Raw genomic sequence first — 21,225 nt, forward strand, 5'->3', positions numbered from 1 at the left:
GCCGGCCTTCCGAAGGGGGCCGGCGCCGGTGTATCAGCCAAGCCGCTTACGGCTGGGTGTCGGTGCTGGCCGAGCCATTGGCCGAGCCGCCGATCGAGGCATTCGCACCACTGCGCGAGGCGCTGCCGCTGGCATGGCCCGAGGTGGTACCGGTGCCGGTGGTGTCGCCCAGCGTGCCGTTGCCGGTCGCGCTACCGGAAGCAGCGCCGCTGCCGCTGGCCGATGAGGCGCTGTTACCGACCTCGGATGCGGCGGCACCGGCCTGGTCGGCTGCGTTCTGCACGCCGCTCTGGGTGCGGGCGGCGACTGTCTGCGCTGTGTCGCGCACGCGGCTGGCCGCGTTGCGTGCCCCCTGCGCGGCCTGGGTGGCGCCCGTGCGGGCCGTGTCGGCGGTCTGGCGGGCGGTGGACTGGGCGGCGCCCGTCACCCCGCTGGTATCGACGGCGGCCGAACCTGCCGCGTTGCCGGCCCCGTTGAGCGCGCCGCTCAGGTCGCCGTTGGACGCGCTGCCTGCGGCGTTGCCGGTGCCACGGGCATCGCCGGTCACCGAGGCGGCCGAGCTGGCGGCGTTGCCGAGCGTCTGCACCTGCTGGCCCAGCCCCTGCGCCTGGCTGGCCACCGACGCGGTGGTCGCCGCCGCGCGCTCCTTGGCGCGTTCGGCACGGGTGCGGCTCTGCTGCAGACGATCGCCGGCCATGCCACGAGTGGTGTCGATCGTGTTGCCGATGCCGCCCATGGACGGGCCGACGCCGCCGATCTGGCCGCCGATGTTGCCGGCACCACCGATGGCGCCGCCCACCTGGCCGCCCAGGCCGCCAAGGACCTGGGCCGAGGTGCCCGTGCTGCCCAGGGCAAGCACGATCGCGGCGGTGGCCAACTTCAGCGTGGTGTGACGCATGGGATGTCTCCTCGTTGGCGCGGGAAATCCGCTGCCTTCAAAGAGTCCTACGCCTGGAGGTGCACGTTTCTTCCCGGTGCCCCTAGCGTGTTGCCGCCTGTTCATCCGGCGTGTCCGGCACCAGCCCGCGGCCGTAGATCGGGTCCGGGCCGGGGGCGCCAAGATCGCGCGCATGCGCCGACAGGGCATCGAGCAGGGCGTCGGCATCTTGCTCAGGGCGCGCGGCCAGGGCTTGGGCGGCGAGTGCGGCCACGCGTGGCGCGGCGAACGAAGTGCCACGCATGCGTTGGTATCCACCCCCCGGCGCGGCGGCTTGGACCTGCGCGCCGACCGCAGCCAAGTCCACTTGCGCGCCACGCCCGGCCTCGGGCAGGACGCGATCGCGCGGGTCCACTGCGGTCACGCCGATCACCTGCGGATAAGCCGCGGGAAACAGTGGCGGCGCGGCGGGTCCGTCGTTGCCGACCGCGGCGACCACTACCATGCCGCGCCCGAGCGCCGCAGCCACCGCGCGCTTGAGCAACGCATTGTCCGGGCCAACCAGGCTGAGGTTCACCACGCGCACCCGCTGCTGTACCAGCCAGGCCAGCGCCTTTGCCACATCCAGCGCATTGCCCCCGGTCGGCGTGCCGCAGTACACATCGGCCGCGAATAGGTACACCCCGGGGTGGGCGTGCCGGCCATCGCCGACCAGCAGCGAGGCCACGGCCGTGCCATGCAGGTCCGGGTGTGGCTGGTCGGCGCAGCCCCATTGCTGGATCTGCGCACCCGCCAGCGCGGGATGGTTGGCGTCCACGCCGCTGTCGACCAGACCGACTCGCCACGGCGTTCCAGCCTGGGGTGCCGGCGTCGCGGCCACGCCCCGGGTCGGCTCCGCTGCGCCGCCCTGTGCATAGAGATGGTCGTAGTCGTAGCTGCCGGACGGATCCAGCCGGCGCAGCGTGTCCACCGCCTCGCGCGTGGACACGCCGGGCGGGGCATGCAGCGACACCACGTCCAGGCCCAGGGTGTTCAGGTGGTGCGGAGGCTCGACGGTGAAGCCGGCCCGGCGTGCAAGTTCCAGGGCCTCGGGGGTGGGCGCCAGCGCCAGCACCTGGCCGCGCACGACGACGTTGTCGTTGGCATCGGTGTCCAGTGCATCGCGATGCTGGCGCAACAGCTGGCGTTGGGCCAGCATGCGCGCGCGGGCAAGGGTGCGGTCGATGGTCGTGGTGGTATCGCGCAACAGCGGATCGACCGTCTGGGTCAGACCCCGGGTGATCGGCGCGGTGGCCTGCTGCAGGGGCTGAAGAGGCTGCAGTTGCGCGTGCGCCGCCGGCGCCAGGACCAAGCACGCCGTAAGGGCGGCGGCTTGCGCTAGGATCGCGCCGCCCTGGGTGCGTCGCATCGGTGTACAACATGGTGTGCCTGCCATGGAAGCAATCTGGCTTCCCGAACGTATACCTCCCATGAAGCATGACGCGGCGACCCCGTCCTTCCGCCAGGCGCTGTGCGAGCGGCTGCCGAAACTGCGCCGTTACGCCCACCATCTGGCCGGGACGCGGCACGATGTCGACGACCTGCTTCAGGTCGCCGCCGAGCGCGCGTTGGCGCGGGCGGCGCAGTGGGATCCGGCCCAGCCGCTGGATCCGTGGCTGTATCGCATCGTGCGCAACGCCTGGATCGACGAGGTGCGGTCGCGTCGGCGCGGGCAGGAGGTGTTCGCCGATGCCGAACTGGGTGAACGGGTCGGCGTGACGACCGTCGAGGCACACGCGGTGCGCCTGTCGGTCGAGGTGGCGATGGCGCGTTTGCCCGAGGAGCAGCGCAGCGCCATCGCGTTGGTGCTGGTGGAAGGCTTGGCTTACCGCGAGGCGGCACAGGTCCTGGACATCCCGATCGGCACCCTCACCAGCCGACTGGCACGCGGACGCGAGGCGTTGCAGGCCCTGCTGGGCGACGAACCTGGAGCAGCGACATGACGATCGACGAAGCCACCCTGATGGCCTACCTGGACGGTGAACTGGATGCGCAAGGCGTCGCGCAGGTCGACGCTGCGATGACACGCGACGCGGAACTGGCCGCGCGGATCGCGCGCCAGCGTCGCCTGGATGCGCGCCTGCGCACCTCGCATGTGGCAGCGGCGCAAGCACCCGTGCCCGATGCGTTGCTGCAGTGGGTGCTCGGCACCGGGGCTGCATCGAAGGCGGGCGCTAGCGAGGCAACGACGGCGCCGGGCCATGTCGTGGCCTTCGCCCCACGCAATCGGGCGCGCACGGTATGGACCCACCTCGGCGCGCTGGCCGCCGGCATCGTGCTGGCGGTGATCGCGCTGCCATGGCTGCGGGGCCCCCGTGAGGCAGATTGGGTGCAGGGCAGCGACGGGCTGCGCGCACGGGGTGAGTTGGCCGCGGCGCTGGACGACCAGCTGTCCGTCGATCGCGCTGGCAGGGTGCAGGTGGCGCTGAGCTTCCGCGACCAGGGGGGGCGCTACTGCCGCGCCTTCAGCATGGCTTCGGCCAGGACCGCCGGCCTGGCCTGTCGCGATGGGCAGGGTTGGTCGTTGCCGGTGCTCGCACACGAGGAAGAGCCCGCGCAGGGACCGATGCGCCAGGCGGCCTCGCCGCTGCCTGCCGCGGTGCTCGACGCGGTGGATGCGCGCATCGCAGGCGAAGCGCTGGACGCAAAGGGCGAACAGGCCGCGCGCAAGGTGGGCTGGCATCCCTAAGGGTGATGTCTAGTGTCTGTGCCATCCACGTACGTGGGCCATGTCCAGCGTGGCGGCACTGAAATCGCGGGCGAAGCCCTCCATGTCGAAGACCGATCGCTCTAGCTTGACCGCGTCCAGTGTTTGGCGGACGGCTTCTAGTGCGCCGGCATGGGTGGCCAGCTCGATCGCGGTCCGGACAAAGGCCGCGTCGTCGACGGCGTTGAGCGCGTCCAGGCCTAGGTGATGGTTGAGGCTGCCGGCGACCCGCGATGCGAAGGTGCGGCCCGGAGTGGTCAGGATGGGGCAACCGGCCCAGAGCGCGTCGGAGGCCGTGGTGTGCGCGTTGTACGGCGAGGTGTCCAGGAAGAGGTCTGCGTGCCGGTACAGCGCTAGATATTCTGTGTGCGGACGCTTTGGCGTGAATATCAGCCGGCTGCACTCGATTCCTCGGGTTACCGCGTACTCCTGCAGGCGTAGGTCGGCCCGGCCCGGGCCTGAGAGCAGCCACAGGACGCTGCCGGGAACGTGCCTCAGGACTGCCAGGGCGCGGTCCACGCTGCGTGGGTTCAGCTTGTAGCTGTTGTTGAAGCAGCAGAACACGATGCCCTCGTTCGGCAGTCCCAGCGCCGTGCGCGATGGCGGCGTGCCGACGGTGCGTTGCGTGTCCGACGGCTGGAAGGCCCGTGGCAAGCGCACGATCCCCTCGCTGTAGGCCGCTTCGCTGCCGAGTGGAATGACGAAGTCGTCCGCGAGCAAGTGATCGATCCATGGCGCGCCCGAGGTGCCAGGATAGGCCAGCCAGTTGACCTGCACCGGCGCCGGGCGCTGGGCCAGGATCTCCGGACGTCCTCCGCCACCCCAGCCTCGCAAGTCATACAGCACGTCGATGCCTGCGGCCCGGATGGCGGCGGCGGCCTGGCCGTGCGCACTGACCGACAGGTCGTGCCAATGTGCAGCGCCACGCAGCCGCTGGCCGATCGTACTGCCATCACCGGTGTTGAGCGCGAATAGGTGCAGTTCCAGATTGGGATCGCTGGCCAGCGCTTCAACCATGGCCACGATCAGCAGTCCGGTGGGGTGCGCGCCGAACCCATTCGAGATCATCCCGACCCGCAGCCGCCCACACGTCCGCACTTGGGGGGGAGGAAGGGCTGGCTCGCTCGTCAGCGCCGCTGCGCGGGTCGCCGCGCACCGGCGCTGAGCCTCGGGCGAGGCGTCCTCGCTCAGGAATGCGAACGGTTCCACCGCAGACTGGCCTTGCTCGACGGCGCGCACCACCTGTTTGGCAAGCGCCTCCAGATCGCGCCAGTCGCACAGCTTGCGCTGCCAATTGAGTCGGTGCGCGGCGATCTGCGCCTCTTGCGGCATGCGGGCGTGGGAACGGCGATAGGCTTCGGCGGCCCCTTCGGCGTCCTGTGCGTCTTCCAGTACATGGCCCAGCCATAGCCAAAACCCGGGATGTTGCGGTTGCAGCTCGCAGGCGATCCGCAGGCTGGCGGCCGCAGCATCGATGTCGCCCAGCATCCACTGCGCCCGGCCCAGTCGCGCCAGGGCCTCGGGGTGGTTGGGCTGCAACGACAACGCATGGCGGGCGGCGGCCTCGCCAACGCGGGGCTGGCCCAGGTCCATCTCAGCGTCGGCCAGCATCACCCATCCGACGAAGTTCCCGGGCTCGCGGCGCAGGTGCCGGCGCAGCTGCTCCAGTTCGCGCTGCGCAGTCGGTAAGTTCACGCCAGATCGCTCCAGGTCACGTCCCCTCCGACAGTCGCGCCAACTCATCGGCCTGGTGTTCGTGCACCAGGCGACCGATCAGGTCGTCCATGCCGCCTTCGATGATGTTGGGTAGGTCGTACAGGGTCAGGCCTTCGACGCGGTGGTCGGTGATGCGGCCCTGCGGGAAGTTGTAGGTGCGGATGCGCTGGCTGCGGTCGCCGCTGCCGACCTGCAGCTTGCGGGTCTGGGCTTCGGCGGCCGCCTGCCGGCTGCGTTCGGCGTCCAGCAGCTGCGCCTTGAGCCGCTTCATGGCCTTGTCGCGGTTGGCGTGCTGGGAGCGCTCGGTCTGGCACTCGACCACCACGCCGGTCGGGATGTGGGTGATGCGGATGGCCGAGTCGGTCTTGTTGACGTGCTGGCCGCCGGCCCCGGAGGAGCGGAAGGTGTCGACCTTTAGGTCGGCCGGATTGATCACGATCTCCTCGACCTCGTCGGCCTCCGGGATGATCGCCACCGTCGCGGCGGAGGTGTGGATGCGGCCCTGCGATTCGGTGGCCGGCACGCGCTGCACGCGATGGGTGCCCGATTCGAACTTCAGCCGGGAATAGGCGCCGCGGCCGACGATGCGCGCCACCACTTCCTTGTAGCCGCCGTGTTCGCCGGGGCTGTCCGATTCCACTTCGACCTTCCAGCCCTGGCGCTCGGCGTAGCGCGCATACATGCGGAACAGGTCGCCGGCGAAGATCGCCGCTTCGTCGCCGCCCGTGCCTGCGCGGACTTCCAGGAACAGGTTGCCCTCGTCGCGCGGGTCGTGCGGGACCAGCAGCAGCATCAAGGCTTCGTCCAATTCGCTCAGCCGCGCCTGGGCGCTGGTGATCTCTTCTTCGGCCAGTTCGCGCAGCTCCGGGTCCTCGCGCATGGCCTGCGCGGCGGCCAGGTCGGCGCGGGCCTGGGCCTCGGCCGCCAGCGCGGTGGCGAGCGGCTCGAGCTGGGCGAACTCGCGCGAAAGGTTGCGGAAGCGCTCGTTGTCGCTGGCAACCTCGGGATCGGCGAGCAGGCGTTCGAGTTCCTCACGGCGCTCTGCCAGCGCCTCCAGCTTACGGCGCAGGGTCGGCGTCATCGGGCAACTTGGCGTGGGAGTAGGGCGCCTTGGCCGGGAACATTCGTTCGGCAGCGCGGGTCAGGTCGGTATCGCCGGACAACGCCGCTTCGCGCAGTGCGGCGGTGGGCGGGTGCAGCAGGCGGTTGGTCAGGGTGTGGGCCAGGAATTCCAGGACCTCGGCCGGGTCGCGGCCTTGGGTCAGCTGGGCCTGGGCCTTCTCCAGAACCTCCTGTCGGGTGGCGTCGCCGTAGGCGCGCAGGCGCTTGAGCGGGGCCTGGCGGCTGCCGGCCTGCAGGGTCTCGACGAAGCGCGCCACCTGCAGGTCGATGATGGTCTCGGCCTCGTCGGCGGCCTGGCGGCGACCGCGGCGGTTTTCCTCCACCGCGCGCTCCAGATCGTCCACCGTATACAGGTAGGCGTCGGCCAGCTCGGCCACGCTGGCCTCGATGTCGCGCGGTACGGCCAGGTCGAACAGCATCATCGGCTTGTGCTTGCGCCGCGCCAATGCCTCGACGACCTGGGCGCGGTTGATGACCGGTTCGCGCGCGGCGGTGGCCGAGAACACGACGTCCGCCTCGGCCAGGTGGCGGTCCAGTTCGGTCAGGGGCAAGGCCACCCCACCGTGGCGGCTGGCCAGTTCCTGGGCATGGGCCAGGGTGCGGTTGGCCACCAGCAGGCGCCGGACTTTGCCTTCGCTCAAGTGCCTGGCGGCCAGTTCGATGGTTTCGCCGGCGCCGACCAGCAGGACGGTCGAGTCGCTGAGGCGGGCGAAGGAGTTCTGCGCCAGGCGCACGGCGGTGGAGGCCACCGACACCGGGTTGGCGCCCACGCGGGTATCGGTGCGGGCCCGCTTGGCCACCGAGAAGGCCTGCTGGAACAGGCGATCCAGGCCGCTGCCCAGCGCACGATGCTCCCGCGCCAGCGCCCAGGCATCCTTGACCTGGCCCAGGATCTGCGGCTCGCCCAGGACCATCGAATCCAGCCCGGTGGCGACCCGGAACAGGTGGCGCACGGCCTCGGCGTCGCGGTGGCGATACAGGTAGCCGTCCAGCCCTTCGCCATGCGTGGCCAGCCACTGCACCAGCGGTGTGGCGTCCTCGGCCATCGCGTAAAGCTCGGTGCGGTTGCAGGTGGACAGCAGCGCCGCTTCACTCACCTGCGGCAGCGCGCGCAGGGCCGCCAGCGCCTCGGGCAGCGCATCGCCGGCAAAGGCCACCCGCTCACGCAGGCTGACCGGCGCGGTCTGATGGTTCAGTCCAAGGACCCACAACGTCATCTTTTAGGGCTTGCGCTAAGCTGCTGGCTGTTTGATCCCCCCATTTTACGGCCCGGTTCCCCCTAATGCCCGCAAAGATGCGTTTCGTTCCGTCGTTGGTGCTGCTGGTTGCCGGTTTTGCGTCAGTCCCGGCCCTCCAGGCCCGGCAACCGGCCAAGGCGGAAACGACGACTTCGAGCGTGCTGGAGCCGGTCATGGCGGGGGAATTCGCCCTGCAGGCCGGCAAGCTCCCGGAGGCGTCGCGGCTGTATCTGGAGGCGGCCGAGGCCAGCGAGGACACCGGCCTGGCCGAGCTCGCCACGCGGATCTCGCTGCTGGCCAATGACGATGCGCGCGCGGCCCGGGCGCTGAAGCTGTGGAAGCGCCGCGCGCCCGAATCGCTGGCGATGCGGGCAGCCGAGGCGACGCTGTCCCTGCGTCAGGGGCGCGAGCGTGCCGCCCGCCGCGAGCTCGAATCCCTCCTGCGCGACCCCGATCCCCAGGCGTGGCGCTACGCGCTGACCTCGCTGGGTAGCGGCGGGCGCGATCCTGCGCTGTCGGCGCGTGTGCTGGGCCGGCTGCTGGATGACCAGGCCCTGCCCAATGAGCTCAACGTGTGGCTGGCGTTCGGCGGACTGGCCCAGTCGCTGCAGCAGCCCGCCCTGGCCGAGCGCATCGTGGGACAGGTGATCGCCCGGTTCCCGGTCAATCCGCGTGTGGCCCTGCTGCATGCCAGTCAGCTGCGCCAGGCCGGGCGCACCGACGAGGCCCGCCAGGTGCTGGAAGGGCTGGAGCCCGGCGCCACCCAGGACGCCAACATGCGCCTGGGCATCGCCTCCGAATTCGACGCCCTGGGCCTGCCCGCGCAAGCCGCCGCCGCCCTGGCCAATGGTCCGCAGGACACCCGCACCTACGGCCTGCGGGCTTCGTTGTTGGCCAAGGCCGAGGACACCGCGGGCCTGGATGCGCTTTACAAGGAGGCCGGCGGGGCGGATGACGCGCAGGTGCGCGACCCGGCGCAGCGGCTCTTGCTGGGCCAGATCGCCGAATACCTCAAGCGTCCGCAGCAGGCGCTGGACTGGTACCAGGGCGTGGGCGAAGGCGAGCAGAAGGTGGAAGCCCGCCTTCGCACGGCCAATACGCTGTACGCGCTGGGGCGCAAGCAGGACGCATTCGATCGCGTTCACGCACTGCAGGCCGATGCCTCGGTGGACGAGCCGGCGCGCCGCGACGCCTATCTGCTGGAAGCCGAGCTGCGCCAGAAGGAAGGCGATGACGCCGGAGAGCTGGACGCCCTGGCGCGCGGCCTGGCCGCCTATCCGGACGACACCAATCTGCTCTACGCGCGCGGCCTGGCATGGGAGCGGCGCGACCGCATCGACCGTGCCGAGGCCGACCTGCGCCGGGTCCTGGTCACCGATCCCACCAATACCGCTGCGCTCAACGCGCTGGGGTACACCCTGGCCGACCGCACCGAGCGTTACAAGGAAGCCTTGGAGCTGATCGACCGGGCCCGCGCGGCCGAGCCGGACGAGCCGGCGATCATCGACAGCTACGGTTGGGTGCTCTATCGCCTGGGCCGCAAGGACGAAGCCCTGGTGCAGCTGCGCCGGGCCTACACCTTGATGAAGGATCCGGAGATCGCCGCCCACCTGGGCCAGCTGCTGTGGGAGCGCGGCCAGCACGACGAGGCCCGACGCTACTTCGACGAGGCGCGCAAGCTCGACCCGCAGAACCGCTCGCTGCAGCGCGCGCTGGAGAAGGCCGGCGCATGAAGTCCCCGCTGAAAACCGCCGCCAGCCTGACGCTGGCGATGTTGCTGGCCGGCTGCACCACGCTGGGTCCCCGTCCGATCGCGCCGGTTGCAGGCCCCGCGGATCCGGCCGCTGCCGCCGCGAACCAGGCCGCGCGCGAGCGCTGGCTGCAGGCGCATCCGGACTGGGCGCTGGAAGGGCGGGTCGCGATCCGGCGCGCCGACAAGGGCGGCAGCGGTCGCATCGACTGGCGCCAGCGCGGCGCCCAGTTCGATGTATCGCTCAGTGCGCCGGTCACCCGGCAGAGCTGGCGCCTGACCGGCGACGGGCAGGGCGTGCTGCTCGAAGGACTGGACGGTGGTCCGCTGCGCGGCGCCGATGCCGGCCAACTGCTGCTGGCGGCCACTGGCTGGGAAATCCCGGTGCAGGCGCTGGCCTACTGGATCCGTGGCCAGGCCGCGCCTGGGGCCGCGCCCGGCCATCTTCAGTACGGCGCCGATGGCCTGCCCGCGCTGCTGGAACAGTCCGGTTGGCGCATTGCCTACACCGCCTGGCAGCCCGCGACCGCCGATGTTCCGGCGCTGCCCTCGCGGATCGAGGCCGAGCGCGGCGACTCGCGCGTGCGCCTGATCATCGATGCCTGGCAGCCTGCCGGCGCGGCGACGCCATGAGTGCCAATGCCACGCCGGGTGGCTGGTCGTGGTGGCCGGCACCGGCCAAGCTCAACCTGTGCCTGCGCATCATCGGCCGCCGCGAGGATGGCTATCACGACCTGCAGAGCGCCTTCCGCCTGCTGGACTGGGGCGACCGGGTCGGAATCCGAGTCCGTGAGGACGGGGGCATCACCCGCGTCGGCGCCTCGGTTCCCGGCGTGGCGGAGGCGGACGATCTGCTTGTGCGTGCTGCGATCCTGCTGCAGAAACACGCAAAATGCGCACTTGGTGCCGATATCTGCGTCGAAAAGGAAATTCCTGCCGGTGGCGGATTTGGCGGCGGGTCCTCCGATGCGGCGACGGTCCTGCGGGTGCTGGACCGCCTGTGGGGGCTGGATCTGAGCGAGGACATACTGGCCACGCTGGGCCTGGCGCTGGGCGCGGATGTGCCGGTCTTCGTGCGCGGGCGCAACGCCTGGGCCGAGGGGGTGGGTGAGCGGCTGACGCCCCTGGACCTGGCCCCAGCCTGGTACGTCCTGGTCGACCCGGGCGTCCACGTGGCCACGGCCAAGCTGTTCGGCGCGCCGGATTTGACGCGCAATGCCCCACCCGTGAAAATAGCGGACTTCCTTTCCGGATCCGTGCCCGACAACGTGTTCGAGCCGGTGCTGCGCCGCCGGGAACCTGCCATCGAGGCGGCGTTCCAGGCCTTGTCCAGCATCGGGACGCCACGACTGACGGGGACGGGCAGCGGCTGTTTCGTGGAGTTCGCAAGCCTTCAGGCCGCCCAGGCCGGATTGGCGCTGCTACCTGCGAACCAGCAGGGCTGGGTGGTGGCCGGGGCGGCGCGTTCGCCCCTGCTGGACGCGCTGGAAGGGAAAGTGCAGGACGCGGACTGATTTTTTACTGGGGCGTCGCCAAGAGGCCTAAGGCACCGGGTTTTGATCCCGGCATTTCGCAGGTTCGAATCCTGCCGCCCCAGCCAGCCCGTCGTTCGTGTGCCGCCGCCGTTTCAAGACGTCCCACCGCAGTCATCGAGAACCTCCCGTGCAAGACGAACGCAGCCTGCTGGTCTTCTCCGGCAACGCCAACAAGCCGCTGGCCAAGAGCATCTGTCGCGAACTGGGCGTGCGCCCGGGCAAGGCGATGGTCTCGCGCTTCTCCGACGGCGAAGTGCAGGTGGAGATCGAGGAGAACGTCCGTCGCCAGGAAGTGTTCGTGGTGCAGCCCACCTGCGCGCCCACGGCCGAGAACCTGATGGAACTGCTGGTGCTGATCGACGCGCTCAAGCGCGCCAGCGCCGCCAGCGTGACCGCCGTGGTGCCGTACTTCGGCTATTCGCGTCAGGACCGTCGCCTGCGCTCCTCGCGCGTGCCGATCACCGCCAAGGTCGCGGCCAAGATGTTCAGCGCCGTCAGCGCCGACCGTGTGCTGACCGTGGACCTGCATGCCGACCAGATCCAGGGCTTTTTCGACATCCCGGTGGACAACGTGTACGCCTCGCCGCTGCTGCTGGCCGACATCTGGCGTGCCTATGGCACCGACCGGATGATGGTCGTCTCGCCGGACGTGGGCGGCGTGGTCCGCGCCCGCGCCATCGCCAAGCGCCTGGACGATGCGGACCTGGCGATCATCGACAAGCGCCGCCCGCGCGCCAACGTCTCCACCGTGATGAACATCATCGGCGACGTGGAAGGCAAGGAATGCGTGATGGTCGATGACATCGTCGACACCGCCGGCACCCTGTGCGCCGCCGCGGCCGCGCTCAAGGACCGGGGCGCGACCAAGGTCGCCGCCTACTGCACCCACCCGGTGCTGTCCGGCCCGGCCGTGGACAACCTCAACAAGTCCGTGCTCGACGAGCTGGTGGTCACCGACACTATCCCGCTGTCCGACGCGGCCCGTGGCTGCAGCAAGATCCGCCAGCTCTCGGTGGCCAGCATGCTGGCCGAGACCATCCGCCGCATCGCCTTCGGCGAATCGGTCAGTTCGCTCTACGTGGACTAAGCATTCCGGCGGGCGGGGGAATCCTCCATCGCCTGCCGCAATACGGCTCTCCTGGTCGCGGGGGAGTCGCATCGCCGCCGCGAGGCGGTCTACCAACCAAAGAAGTGAATCAACATGGCTACGACACATGAAATCAACGTGGAGCGCCGCGAGGACGAGGGGAAGGGTGCGAGCCGCCGCCTGCGTCACGCCGGTCGCGTCCCCGCCATCGTCTACGGTGGCGACCTCAAGCCGGTCAGCATCTCGCTGAACCACAACGAAGTCTGGACCGCCAGCCAGCACGACTGGTTCTACTCGTCGATCCTGGACCTGAGCCTCAATGGCGAAGTGCAGAAGGTCCTGCTGCGTGACATGCAGCGCCATCCGTTCAAGCAGCAGATCATGCACCTGGACTTCCAGCGCGTGAACGACAAGGAGACGCTGCGCACCGCCGTGCCGCTGCACTTCCTCAACCAGGACACCTCGCCGGCCGGCAAGTCCTCCGACGTGGTCATCACCCACGAGCTCAACGAAGTCGTGGTCGAGTGCCTGCCGTCGGACCTGCCGGAGTTCATCGAGATCGACCTGGCCAAGCTGGCCCTGGGCGACGTGGTCCATCTGTCCGAGCTGAAGCTGCCCAAGGGCGTCGAGATCCCCGAGCTGAAGCTGGGCAAGGAGCACGACGTGGCCGTGGTCATCGCCAAGCACGTCAAGGTCGAGGACGAGTCGGCCGAGGGCGAGGAAGGTAGCGCCGACGTGCCGGCCGCCAAGGTCGCCGACGACGGCGCCAAGGACGCCGAGTAACCGGACGCGCCGGGGCGGGCCGCAGGCCTGTCCCGGTGGTCTGGCGAACCTTCGATGGAAGGCGTGCGTCTCATCGTCGGGCTGGGCAACCCCGGACCCGAACACCTGCGGACCCGGCACAATGCCGGGTTCCGTTTTGTCGACACCCTCGCGCTGCAGCTGGGCGCGCGGTTCGCCGTGGATGCCAAGCTGTTCGGCGAGACCGCCCAGGCCAGCCTCGGCGGGCAGACGGTACGGCTGCTCAAGCCGGCCACCTTCATGAACCTCTCGGGCAAGTCGGTCGCCGCGGCGCTGCGGTTCTGGAAGATCGAGCCCGAGCAGGCGCTGATCGCCCATGACGAGCTGGACATGCCGCCGGGGATCGCCCGGTTGAAGTTCGACGGCGGCCATGGCGGCCAGAACGGCCTGCGCGACACGATGAAATTGCTGGGGCACGGGCGCTTTGGCCGGCTGCGCATCGGCATTGGCCATCCCGGCCACAAGGACAAGGTCACCGGCTGGGTGCTGGGCCGACCGAGTGCGGACGATGAGATCCTGATCGGGCGTGCGATCGACGACGCGCTGGACGTGCTGCCCCTGGCAGTGGCCGGTGATTTCAACGAGGCGATGAAGCGCCTCAACAGCATCAAGGCGTGAGCCGGCAGCCGCCAGCGGACTGGGCACAGTCCGCTGGCGCTTACCGGATTGCGGTTGCAGGAGTGAGCAAGACATGGGCATCAAATGCGGCATCGTGGGCCTGCCGAACGTCGGCAAGTCGACCCTCTTCAATGCGCTGACCAAGGCGGGCATCGCCGCGGCCAACTTCCCGTTCTGCACCATCGAGCCCAACGTGGGCATCGTGCCGGTGCCGGACCCGCGCCTGGGCGCGCTGTCGGAGATCGTCAAGCCGCAGCGGGTCGTGCCCACGGCGGTGGAATTCGTCGACATCGCCGGCCTGGTCGCCGGTGCGGCCAGCGGTGAAGGCCTGGGCAACAAGTTCCTGGCGCACATCCGTGAGGTCGATGCGATCACCCACGTGGTGCGCTGTTTCGAGAACGACGACGTGATCCACGTCAACAACAAGGTCGACCCGATCTCGGACATCGAGACCATCGACACCGAGCTGGCGCTGGCCGACCTGGACAGCGTGGAGAAGGCGCTCAACCGCGCCGAGCGCAGCGCCAAGGGTGGCGACAAGGACGCCATCGCGCGCAAGCCGGTGCTGGAGAAGCTGCGCAAGGCGCTGGACGACGGCATCCCCGGACGCGGTGCTGGCCTGGACGAGGAGGAGAAGGCGCTGGTGCGCGACCTGTTCCTGCTGACCCTCAAGCCGGTGATGTACATCGCCAACGTGCTGGAGGACGGTTTCGAGAACAACCCGCATCTGGACGCGGTGCGTGCCCGCGCCGAGAAAGAGGGCGCGCAGGTGGTGCCGGTTTCGGCCGCCATCGAGGAAGAGCTCTCGCAGCTGGACGATGCCGACCGCGATGCCTTTCTGACCGACCTGGGCCTGGACGAGCCCGGCCTGAACCGCGTGATCCGTGCCGCCTACCAGCTGCTGGGCCTGCAGACCTACTTCACCGCCGGCGTGCAGGAAGTCCGCGCGTGGACGGTCAAGTCCGGCGCGACCGCGCCCAAGGCCGCGGCGGTCATCCACACCGACTTCGAGAAGGGCTTCATCCGCGCCGAGACCATCGGCTACGACGACTTCATCAAGTACAAGGGCGAGGCCGGTGCCAAGGAAGCCGGGCGCCTGCGCCTGGAGGGCAAGGAGTACAAGGTGCAGGAAGGCGACGTGCTGCACTTCCGGTTCAACGTCTGAATCGGGCCGCACTGAGGTCGACGCAAAGGCCGCGCACTGCGCGGCCTTTCGCGTCTTGGGGATTCAACCCAGGCCCTGTCCGGCCAGCGCCTGGGCCACCTTGGAGCGGCTGGGCCGGCCCAGCGCGTGGCTGATGAAGCCACCGGCGGCCGCCAGCCGATGCAGATCCACGCCGGTCTCGATGCCCAGCCCGTCCAGCAGGTAGAGCAGGTCCTCGCTGGCCACGTTGCCGGCCGCGCCAGGCGCGTACGGGCAGCCGCCCAGCCCGGCCACCGAGCTGTCGAAGGTCGCCACGCCCAGTTGCAGGGCCGCGTGGACGTTGGCCAGGGCCTGGCCCCAGGTGTCGTGGAAGTGGCCGGCCAGGCGTTCGACCGGTACGCGGGCCATCACCGCTTCCAGCATTGCCTGGGTCTTGCCGGGCGTGCCCACGCCGATGGTGTCGCCCAGCGAAATCTCGTGGCAACCCATCGCGTGCAGGGCGGCGGCCACCTCGGCCACCGCGCTGGGCGCGATATCGCCAGCGTAAGGGCAGCCCAGCACGCAGGAGACATAGCCGCGCACCGGGACGCCGGCGTCCTGTGCGGCGCGGGTGACCTCCTCGAAACGCGCCAGGCTCTGGGCGATCGAGCAGTTGATGTTCTTCTGCGAGAAGGCCTCGGAGGCGGCGGCGAACACCGCGACCTCGTCCGCGCCGGCCGCGTGGGCGGCCTGGAACCCACGCAGGTTGGGCGTGAGCGCCGAATACACGACGCCTGGCCGCCGTGGCACGCCACGCATCACCGCGTCGTGGTCGGCCATCTGCGGCACCCACTTGGGCGAGACGAAGGCCGTGGCCTCGATGTGGCGCAGGCCAGCCTCGGCCAGGCGCGCGATCAGGTCCAGCTTGGTCTGCGTGGTGACGGTGCCGGGCTCGTTCTGCAGGCCATCGCGCGCGCCCATCTCCACAAGTTTCACCTTGGCGGGCAGGGCGCTCACGCGGCCACCTCGAACTCGACCAGTGGCGCCTGGTCGGCCACCAGGTCACCGACCTTGCACAGCAGCGCGGTGACGGTGCCGGCCGCCGGTGCGCTGACCGTGTATTCCATCTTCATCGCTTCCATGACCAGCAACGGGGCGCCGGCGGCAACCTCGGCGCCGGCTTCGGCCATGACCGCGATGATCCGGCCCGGCATGGGCGCCACCAGGCCCCCCTGGGCATCGGCGGTGCCCGCCTGGTGCGCCAGCGGCACGTATGGCTGCAGGCGGACGCGGGCGTCTGCCGTGATGACCGTCAGCGCCCCCGCGCCGTCAGTTACGACATGACCCTGCACGGTGCGCGGGCCGGCCGCCAGAAGCAGGTGGTCGTCGTGGATCTCCAGTACGCGCACCGACACACCATCCAGGCGCCAGACACCGCCGGCGTGCTGCTCGACCTGCACGGTGTGGGACGTGCCGTCAGCCTCGTCGAAGCGCAAGCTGCAACGGGCGTGGCCGTTGGCGCGCCAGCCATCGGCGATCGCCCATGGCGAGGACGGATTGCCGGCCGCGGCGGCCAGTGCGGCGGCCTGGCGCTGCTCGGCGAGCAGGACATGCAGGCTGGCCAGGGCCAGCAGTGCCGGGGTCACTGGATCCGGGCGCAGCAGCTCGGCCAGCTCGCGCTCGATCAAGCCGGTGTCATAGCCGCCGGCGCGCACCTGCGGGTTGTCCACCAGGCGCGACAAAAACGCCAGGTTGTTGCCGACCCCGGCGATTCGGGTCTGGGCCAGGGCGCTGCGCATGCGTGCGAGCGCGCCAGCGCGGGTACTGTCCCAGGCGATCAGTTTGGCGATCATCGGGTCGTAATCGGCACCGATGGTGTCGCCTGCGTCCACGCCCGAATCGACGCGCACATGCGCCGAGGCGGGGGGAAAGGCCAGCTGCTGCAGCGTGCCGGTCGACGGCAGGAAGCCGCGCTCGGGCTGCTCGGCGTACAGACGCACCTCGATCGCATGGCCGTGCAGGGTGATCTGGTCCTGCGCCAGCGGCAGCGGCGCACCTGCCGCCACGCGCAGCTGCCATTCGACCAGATCCAGTCCGGTGACCTGCTCGGTCACCGGGTGCTCGACCTGCAGTCGGGTATTCATTTCCATGAAGTAGAACGCGCCGTCGGCATCGACGATGAACTCCACCGTGCCCGCGCCGACATAGCCCACCGCGCGGGCCGCCTCCACGGCGGCCTGGCCGATGGCCGCGCGGAAGGTCGCGCTGATGTCGGGCGCGGGGGCTTCCTCGATCACCTTCTGATGTCGGCGCTGGGCCGAGCAGTCGCGCTCGTAGAGGTGCACCACGCTGCCTTGCGTGTCGCCGAACACCTGCACCTCGATGTGGCGGGGGCGCACCAGGTATTTCTCCACCAGCACCCGGTCATCGCCGAAGCTGGCGGACGCTTCGCGCCGGCACGAGGCCAGGGCGGCGTCGAAATCCGTCTCGCGCTCGACCACGCGCATGCCCTTGCCGCCGCCGCCGGCGCTGGCCTTGATCAGCACCGGATAGCCGATACGCGCCGCCTCCGCGCGCAGCAGCGCAGGGGTTTGGTCATCGCCGTGGTAACCGGGGACCAGCGGCACCCCGGCGGCCTGCATCAACGCCTTGGCTGCCGATTTGGAGCCCATCGCCTCGATGGCCGCCACCGGCGGGCCGACGAAGACCAGCCCAGCCTCCTGAGAGGCGCGGGCGAAGTCCGCGTTCTCCGACAGGAAGCCATAGCCGGGATGGACGGCCTGCGCGCCGGAGGCGCGCGCGGCCTCGACGACCCTGTCCGCGCGCAGGTAGCTCTCGCGCGCCGCGGCCGGGCCGATGCACACCGCCTCGTCGGCCAGGCGCACATGCCGCGCGTTGGCGTCGGCCTCGGAATACACCGCGACGGTGGCAATGCCCAGCCGCTTGCAGGTGGCGATGACGCGGCAGGCGATTTCGCCGCGGTTGGCGATCAGAAGTTTGCCGAACACCGTCAGGACCTCCAGTCCGGGGCACGTTTGTCGAAGAATGCTGCGATGCCTGCGCGCGCCTCGGCGCTGCCGCGGGCCCGCGCGATGCGCGCGGTGGTGTCGTCGATCAGCGCCGGGTCGATGCCGCGCCCGGCCACGTCGGCGACCAGGCGTTTGCAGTCGGCCTGGGCCTGCGGCGCGCCGGCGAGCAGATCCTCGGCCAAGGCCTGCACGCGCGCGTCGAGGGTGTCCGTCTCGCACACCTCATGCAGCAACCCGAGTCGCAGTGCCTGGGCCGCGTCGAAGCGCTCGCCGGTGAGGAAATAGCGTTGCGCCGCACGCGCGCCGATCGCGCGGATCACGTAGGGGCTGATCGTGGCCGGGATCAGGCCCAGTCGCACTTCAGTCGTGCCAAAGCGCGCCTCGGGCGTGGCGATGGCGATGTCGCAGGCGGCCACCAGCCCGGTGCCGCCGGCCAGGGCCGCGCCGTGCACGCGGGCGATGGTTGGCTTGGACAGGCCGGCGAGCGTGGTCAGCATCGTCGCCAGCGCGCCGGCATCGCGCAGGTTGTCCTCGTGGCTGAAACCGGCCATGCGCCGCATCCAGTCCAGGTCGCCGCCGGCGCAGAAGCTCTTGCCGCGCCCGGCCAGCACGACCACGCGCACGGCCGAATCAGCGTCGGCGGCGCGCAGCGCCTCGGTGAGCGCGGCGATCAGGTGTTCGTCGAAGGCGTTGTGCACCTCGGGCCGGTTGAGCCAGAGGGTCAGCGTCGCGCCGCTGTGTTCGCATTGGAGAAGGGGAGCGTCCATGGCCGGGCCTACATGCGGAACACGCCGAAGCGTGTTTCGGGGATGGGCGCATGGGCGGCCGCGGCCAGGCCCAGGCCGAGCAGGCGCCGGGTCTGCGCCGGATCGACGATGCCGTCGTCCCACAGCCGCGCGCTGGCGTAGTACGGATCGGACTGCGCCTCGAATTGCTCGCGGATCGGCTGTTTGAAGGCGTCCTCGTCCTCGGCGGCCCAAGTCTTGCCCTGGGCTTCGAGCCCATCGCGGCGCACGGTCGCCAGGACGCTGGCGGCCTGTTCGCCGCCCATGACCGAAATACGCGAGTTCGGCCAGCTCCACAGGAACCGCGGCGAGTACGCGCGACCGCACATCCCGTAATTGCCCGCGCCGTAGGAGCCGCCGATCAGCACGGTGAACTTGGGCACGGCCGTGGTCGCCACCGCCGTGACCAGCTTGGCGCCGTCCTTGGCGATGCCGCCATTTTCATAGGCCCGGCCGACCATGAAGCCGGTGATGTTCTGCAGGAACACCAGGGGGATCCCGCGCTGCGAGCACAGCTCGACGAAATGCGCGCCCTTGAGCGCGCTTTCGGAAAACAGGATGCCGTTGTTGGCTACGATGCCCACCGGATAGCCGTGGACATGGGCGAAGCCGGTCACCAGCGTGGTGCCGTAGCGCGCCTTGAACTCATCCAGCCGCGAGCCGTCGACGATGCGCGCGATGACTTCGCGCACGTCGTAGGGCTTGCGCGTATCGGCGGGGATCACGCCGTACACCTCGGCCGGGTCGTAGCGCGGTTCCTCGACCGCCTGTGGCGCCAGCGCGGGTGGGCGGCGCGGGCCGAGGTGGCCGACGATCTCGCGCAACAGGGCCAGGGCGTGGTGATCGTTTTCGGCCAGGTGGTCGGCCACGCCGGACAGGCGGGTATGCACGTCCGCGCCGCCAAGGTCCTCGGCAGTGACCACCTCGCCGGTGGCGGCCTTCACCAGCGGCGGGCCTCCCAGGAAAATCGTGCCCTGGCCCTGCACGATGATGGTCTCATCGCTCATCGCCGGCACGTAGGCGCCGCCAGCGGTGCATGAGCCCATCACGCAGGCGATCTGCGGGATGCCGGCGGCCGAGAGCTGGGCCTGGTTGTAGAAGATCCGGCCGAAGTGCTCGCGATCGGGGAACACCTCGTCCTGCATCGGCAGGAACGCGCCGCCCGAATCGACCAGATACAGGCAGGGCAGGTGGTTTTCCCGGGCGATCTCCTGCGCGCGCAGGTGCTTCTTGACCGTCATCGGGTAATAGGTGCCGCCCTTGACCGTGGCGTCGTTGGCCAGGATCACGCACTCGCGCCCCTGCACGCGGCCGATGCCGCCGACCACCCCGGCGCAGGGCACCTGGTCCTCGTACATACCGTGGGCGGCCAGCGGGGCCAGTTCCAAGAACGGCGCGCCGGGGTCGAGCAGGGTGTCGATGCGCTCGCGCGCCAGCAGCTTGCCGCGCCCGGTGTGCCTGGCGCGGGCAGCCTCGCTGCCCCCAAGCGCCGTGTGGGCCACGCGCTCGCGCAGGGTGTCGACCTGGGCCTGCAGGGCCGTGCGATTGGCCTGGAACACCGCATCGTCGGTCCGCAATTTCGAAGCAATCACGCCCATGCCGATGTCCTTATGCCTTGGTTCCGACCAGTTCGCGGCCGATCAGCATGCGCCGGATCTCCGACGTGCCGGCGCCGATCTCGTACAGCTTGGCATCGCGCCACAGGCGGCCGGTGGGGTAATCGTTGATGTAGCCGTTGCCGCCCAGGGCCTGGATGGCCTGGCCGGCCATCCAGGTGGCCTTCTCGGCGCTGTACAGGATCGCCCCGGCCGCGTCCTTGCGCGTGGTCTCGCCGCGGTCACAGGCTTTGGCCACCGCATAGACGTAGGCGCGACAGGCGTTGAAGCCGACGTACATGTCGGCCAGCTTGCCCTGCATCAGCTCGAACTCGCCGATCGGCCGGCCGAACTGACGACGTTCGCGCACGTAGGGCAGCACCGCGTCCAGGCTGGCGGCCATGATGCCCAGTGGGCCCCCGGAGAGCACGATGCGCTCGTAGTCCAGGCCGGACATCAGCACCTTCACGCCCTGGTTGAGGCCGCCCAGGATGTTCTCCTCGGGGACCTCGCAGTCGTTGAACACCAGTTCGCAGGTGTTGGATCCGCGCATGCCCAGCTTGTCCAGCTTCTGTGCGGTGGAAAATCCCTTGAATCCGCGCTCGACGATGAAGGCGGTGATCCCGCGCGGACCGGCCTGCGGATCGGTCTTGGCGTAGACCACCAGGGTGTGCGCGTCCGGCCCGTTGGTGATCCACATCTTGCTGCCGTTGAGAACGTAGCAATCTCCGTGCTTGTCCGCACGCAATTTCATGCCCACCACGTCAGAGCCCGCGCCGGCCTCGCTCATTGCCAGCGCGCCGATGTGCTCGCCGCTCACCAACCCTGGCAGGTAGCGTGACTTCTGTTGCGCCGTGCCGTTCTTGCGCAGCTGGTTCACGCACAGGTTGGAATGGGCTCCGTAGGACAGCCCAATGGCTGAGCAGGCGCGGGAGATTTCCTCCATGGCCACCACGTGGGCCAGATACCCCAAGCCGCTGCCGCCATACTCCTCCTCCACCGTCAGGCCCAGCAGGCCCATCTCGCCCAGTTGGGGCCACAGCGCGTTGGGAAACGCGTTGTCGCGGTCGGCCGTGTCAGCCAGTGGCGCGATGATGCGGGAGGCGAAATCGCGCACGGCACTGCGCAGTTGGTCGATGTCTTCACCGAGGTCGAAACTGAAATCCGGGCTCATGAGGTCCTGTGGGATCGTGCGCCACACGG

The 21,225-nt window shown here is 69.9% G+C and carries 19 protein-coding genes and 1 tRNA gene; 10 read left to right on the plus strand and 10 right to left on the minus strand.

The window, feature by feature from the left end; genetic code table 11:
- Positions 1-46: 46 nt before the first annotated feature.
- Both ACORQU_RS12485 and ACORQU_RS12490 read right to left on the minus strand, forming a co-directional pair.
- Positions 47-898 (minus strand): hypothetical protein, encoded by an 852-nt coding sequence (locus tag ACORQU_RS12485; protein WP_491641478.1) that lies wholly within the window; start codon positions 896-898, stop codon positions 47-49.
- A gap of 82 nt (positions 899-980) precedes the next feature.
- Positions 981-2,285, minus strand: a complete 1,305-nt coding sequence (locus ACORQU_RS12490) for a S8 family serine peptidase (protein ID WP_491641479.1) — start codon at positions 2,283-2,285, stop codon at positions 981-983.
- A gap of 61 nt (positions 2,286-2,346) precedes the next feature.
- Here ACORQU_RS12490 and ACORQU_RS12495 point away from each other — a divergent pair, with 61 nt between their 5' ends.
- Both ACORQU_RS12495 and ACORQU_RS12500 read left to right on the plus strand, forming a co-directional pair.
- Positions 2,347-2,859 carry an RNA polymerase sigma factor gene (locus ACORQU_RS12495; protein ID WP_491641480.1) on the plus strand — a complete coding sequence of 171 codons (513 nt, stop codon included), beginning with the start codon at positions 2,347-2,349 and terminating at the stop codon, positions 2,857-2,859.
- A complete protein-coding gene (locus ACORQU_RS12500) occupies positions 2,856-3,605 on the plus strand; it encodes an anti-sigma factor family protein (RefSeq protein ID WP_491641481.1) in 750 nt (249 codons plus the stop codon). Before ACORQU_RS12495 ends, ACORQU_RS12500 begins: the two co-directional genes overlap by 4 nt.
- A 9-nt stretch (positions 3,606-3,614) precedes the next feature.
- On the opposite strand, the gene ACORQU_RS12505 is transcribed toward ACORQU_RS12500, so the two are convergent.
- From ACORQU_RS12505 to hemA, 3 genes are all read right to left on the minus strand, one after another.
- Entirely contained in the window at positions 3,615-5,234 is a 1,620-nt protein-coding gene (locus ACORQU_RS12505) for an O-linked N-acetylglucosamine transferase, SPINDLY family protein (protein ID WP_491641482.1), read from the minus strand.
- A gap of 100 nt (positions 5,235-5,334) precedes the next feature.
- Positions 5,335-6,420 carry a peptide chain release factor 1 gene (gene prfA, locus ACORQU_RS12510; RefSeq protein WP_491641483.1) on the minus strand — a complete coding sequence of 362 codons (1,086 nt, stop codon included), beginning with the start codon at positions 6,418-6,420 and terminating at the stop codon, positions 5,335-5,337.
- Positions 6,398-7,678: a glutamyl-tRNA reductase gene (hemA, locus tag ACORQU_RS12515; RefSeq protein WP_491641484.1), complete on the minus strand. Its 1,281-nt coding sequence runs from the start codon at positions 7,676-7,678 to the stop codon at positions 6,398-6,400. The genes prfA and hemA overlap by 23 nt, the downstream gene beginning before the upstream one ends.
- A gap of 65 nt (positions 7,679-7,743) precedes the next feature.
- Here hemA and ACORQU_RS12520 point away from each other — a divergent pair, with 65 nt between their 5' ends.
- From ACORQU_RS12520 to ychF, 8 genes are all read left to right on the plus strand, one after another.
- Positions 7,744-9,432: a tetratricopeptide repeat protein gene (locus tag ACORQU_RS12520; protein WP_491641485.1), complete on the plus strand. Its 1,689-nt coding sequence runs from the start codon at positions 7,744-7,746 to the stop codon at positions 9,430-9,432.
- Positions 9,429-10,082, plus strand: a complete 654-nt coding sequence (lolB, locus tag ACORQU_RS12525) for a lipoprotein insertase outer membrane protein LolB (RefSeq protein WP_491641486.1) — start codon at positions 9,429-9,431, stop codon at positions 10,080-10,082. Before ACORQU_RS12520 ends, lolB begins: the two co-directional genes overlap by 4 nt.
- The gene (ispE, locus tag ACORQU_RS12530; protein ID WP_491641487.1) at positions 10,079-10,963 is read left to right on the plus strand and encodes a 4-(cytidine 5'-diphospho)-2-C-methyl-D-erythritol kinase; all 885 of its coding nucleotides are present in this window, start codon (positions 10,079-10,081) and stop codon (positions 10,961-10,963) included. Before lolB ends, ispE begins: the two co-directional genes overlap by 4 nt.
- 8 nt (positions 10,964-10,971) lie before the next feature.
- Positions 10,972-11,049: transfer RNA gene (locus ACORQU_RS12535), tRNA-Gln, on the plus strand.
- A 62-nt stretch (positions 11,050-11,111) separates the two neighbouring features.
- Positions 11,112-12,071 (plus strand): ribose-phosphate diphosphokinase, encoded by a 960-nt coding sequence (locus ACORQU_RS12540; RefSeq protein WP_271644784.1) that lies wholly within the window; start codon positions 11,112-11,114, stop codon positions 12,069-12,071.
- Between the two features lie 114 nt (positions 12,072-12,185).
- Positions 12,186-12,854: a 50S ribosomal protein L25/general stress protein Ctc gene (locus ACORQU_RS12545; RefSeq protein WP_491641488.1), complete on the plus strand. Its 669-nt coding sequence runs from the start codon at positions 12,186-12,188 to the stop codon at positions 12,852-12,854.
- Positions 12,855-12,908: 54 nt separating this feature from the next.
- Complete coding sequence (gene pth / locus ACORQU_RS12550; protein WP_271644786.1) at positions 12,909-13,490, plus strand: aminoacyl-tRNA hydrolase; 582 nt, start codon at positions 12,909-12,911, stop codon at positions 13,488-13,490.
- Positions 13,491-13,563: 73 nt separating this feature from the next.
- Positions 13,564-14,655 (plus strand): redox-regulated ATPase YchF, encoded by a 1,092-nt coding sequence (ychF, locus tag ACORQU_RS12555; RefSeq protein WP_491641489.1) that lies wholly within the window; start codon positions 13,564-13,566, stop codon positions 14,653-14,655.
- Between the two features lie 63 nt (positions 14,656-14,718).
- On the opposite strand, the gene ACORQU_RS12560 is transcribed toward ychF, so the two are convergent.
- From ACORQU_RS12560 to ACORQU_RS12580, 5 genes are read right to left on the minus strand one after another with little or no spacing between them, the layout of a single operon-like run.
- Complete coding sequence (locus tag ACORQU_RS12560; protein WP_491645113.1) at positions 14,719-15,621, minus strand: hydroxymethylglutaryl-CoA lyase; 903 nt, start codon at positions 15,619-15,621, stop codon at positions 14,719-14,721.
- 5 nt (positions 15,622-15,626) lie between these two features.
- The gene (locus ACORQU_RS12565) at positions 15,627-17,621 is read right to left on the minus strand and encodes an acetyl-CoA carboxylase biotin carboxylase subunit (RefSeq protein ID WP_491641490.1); all 1,995 of its coding nucleotides are present in this window, start codon (positions 17,619-17,621) and stop codon (positions 15,627-15,629) included.
- 2 nt (positions 17,622-17,623) lie between these two features.
- Positions 17,624-18,409 carry an enoyl-CoA hydratase/isomerase family protein gene (locus ACORQU_RS12570; RefSeq protein ID WP_491641492.1) on the minus strand — a complete coding sequence of 262 codons (786 nt, stop codon included), beginning with the start codon at positions 18,407-18,409 and terminating at the stop codon, positions 17,624-17,626.
- Positions 18,410-18,417: 8 nt separating this feature from the next.
- On the minus strand, positions 18,418-20,025 hold the full coding sequence (locus tag ACORQU_RS12575; RefSeq protein WP_491641493.1) for a carboxyl transferase domain-containing protein: 1,608 nt from the start codon (positions 20,023-20,025) through the stop codon (positions 18,418-18,420).
- Positions 20,026-20,035: 10 nt separating this feature from the next.
- On the minus strand, positions 20,036-21,196 hold the full coding sequence (locus tag ACORQU_RS12580) for an isovaleryl-CoA dehydrogenase (RefSeq protein WP_491641494.1): 1,161 nt from the start codon (positions 21,194-21,196) through the stop codon (positions 20,036-20,038).
- Positions 21,197-21,225: the final 29 nt, after the last annotated feature.

The sequence above is a fragment of the Pseudoxanthomonas sp. JC1303 genome, assembly GCF_058448525.1.

Excerpts from the sequence above, each read along its gene's own strand:
- ACORQU_RS12580 (WP_491641494.1), bottom strand. The coding sequence starts at position 21,196 with ATGAGCCCGGATTTCAGTTTCGACCTCGGTGAAGACATCGACCAACTG.
- ychF (WP_491641489.1), top strand. The coding sequence starts at position 13,564 with ATGGGCATCAAATGCGGCATCGTGGGCCTGCCGAACGTCGGCAAGTCG.
- ACORQU_RS12490 (WP_491641479.1), bottom strand. The coding sequence starts at position 2,285 with ATGCGACGCACCCAGGGCGGCGCGATCCTAGCGCAAGCCGCCGCCCTT.
- ACORQU_RS12505 (WP_491641482.1), bottom strand. The coding sequence starts at position 5,234 with ATGCTGGCCGACGCTGAGATGGACCTGGGCCAGCCCCGCGTTGGCGAG.
- ACORQU_RS12570 (WP_491641492.1), bottom strand. The coding sequence starts at position 18,409 with ATGGACGCTCCCCTTCTCCAATGCGAACACAGCGGCGCGACGCTGACC.
- ispE (WP_491641487.1), top strand. The coding sequence starts at position 10,079 with ATGAGTGCCAATGCCACGCCGGGTGGCTGGTCGTGGTGGCCGGCACCG.
- pth (WP_271644786.1), top strand. The coding sequence starts at position 12,909 with ATGGAAGGCGTGCGTCTCATCGTCGGGCTGGGCAACCCCGGACCCGAA.
- lolB (WP_491641486.1), top strand. The coding sequence starts at position 9,429 with ATGAAGTCCCCGCTGAAAACCGCCGCCAGCCTGACGCTGGCGATGTTG.
- ACORQU_RS12495 (WP_491641480.1), top strand. The coding sequence starts at position 2,347 with ATGAAGCATGACGCGGCGACCCCGTCCTTCCGCCAGGCGCTGTGCGAG.
- ACORQU_RS12575 (WP_491641493.1), bottom strand. The coding sequence starts at position 20,025 with ATGGGCGTGATTGCTTCGAAATTGCGGACCGACGATGCGGTGTTCCAG.
- prfA (WP_491641483.1), bottom strand. The coding sequence starts at position 6,420 with ATGACGCCGACCCTGCGCCGTAAGCTGGAGGCGCTGGCAGAGCGCCGT.
- ACORQU_RS12485 (WP_491641478.1), bottom strand. The coding sequence starts at position 898 with ATGCGTCACACCACGCTGAAGTTGGCCACCGCCGCGATCGTGCTTGCC.
- hemA (WP_491641484.1), bottom strand. The coding sequence starts at position 7,678 with ATGACGTTGTGGGTCCTTGGACTGAACCATCAGACCGCGCCGGTCAGC.
- ACORQU_RS12545 (WP_491641488.1), top strand. The coding sequence starts at position 12,186 with ATGGCTACGACACATGAAATCAACGTGGAGCGCCGCGAGGACGAGGGG.
- ACORQU_RS12520 (WP_491641485.1), top strand. The coding sequence starts at position 7,744 with ATGCCCGCAAAGATGCGTTTCGTTCCGTCGTTGGTGCTGCTGGTTGCC.
- ACORQU_RS12500 (WP_491641481.1), top strand. The coding sequence starts at position 2,856 with ATGACGATCGACGAAGCCACCCTGATGGCCTACCTGGACGGTGAACTG.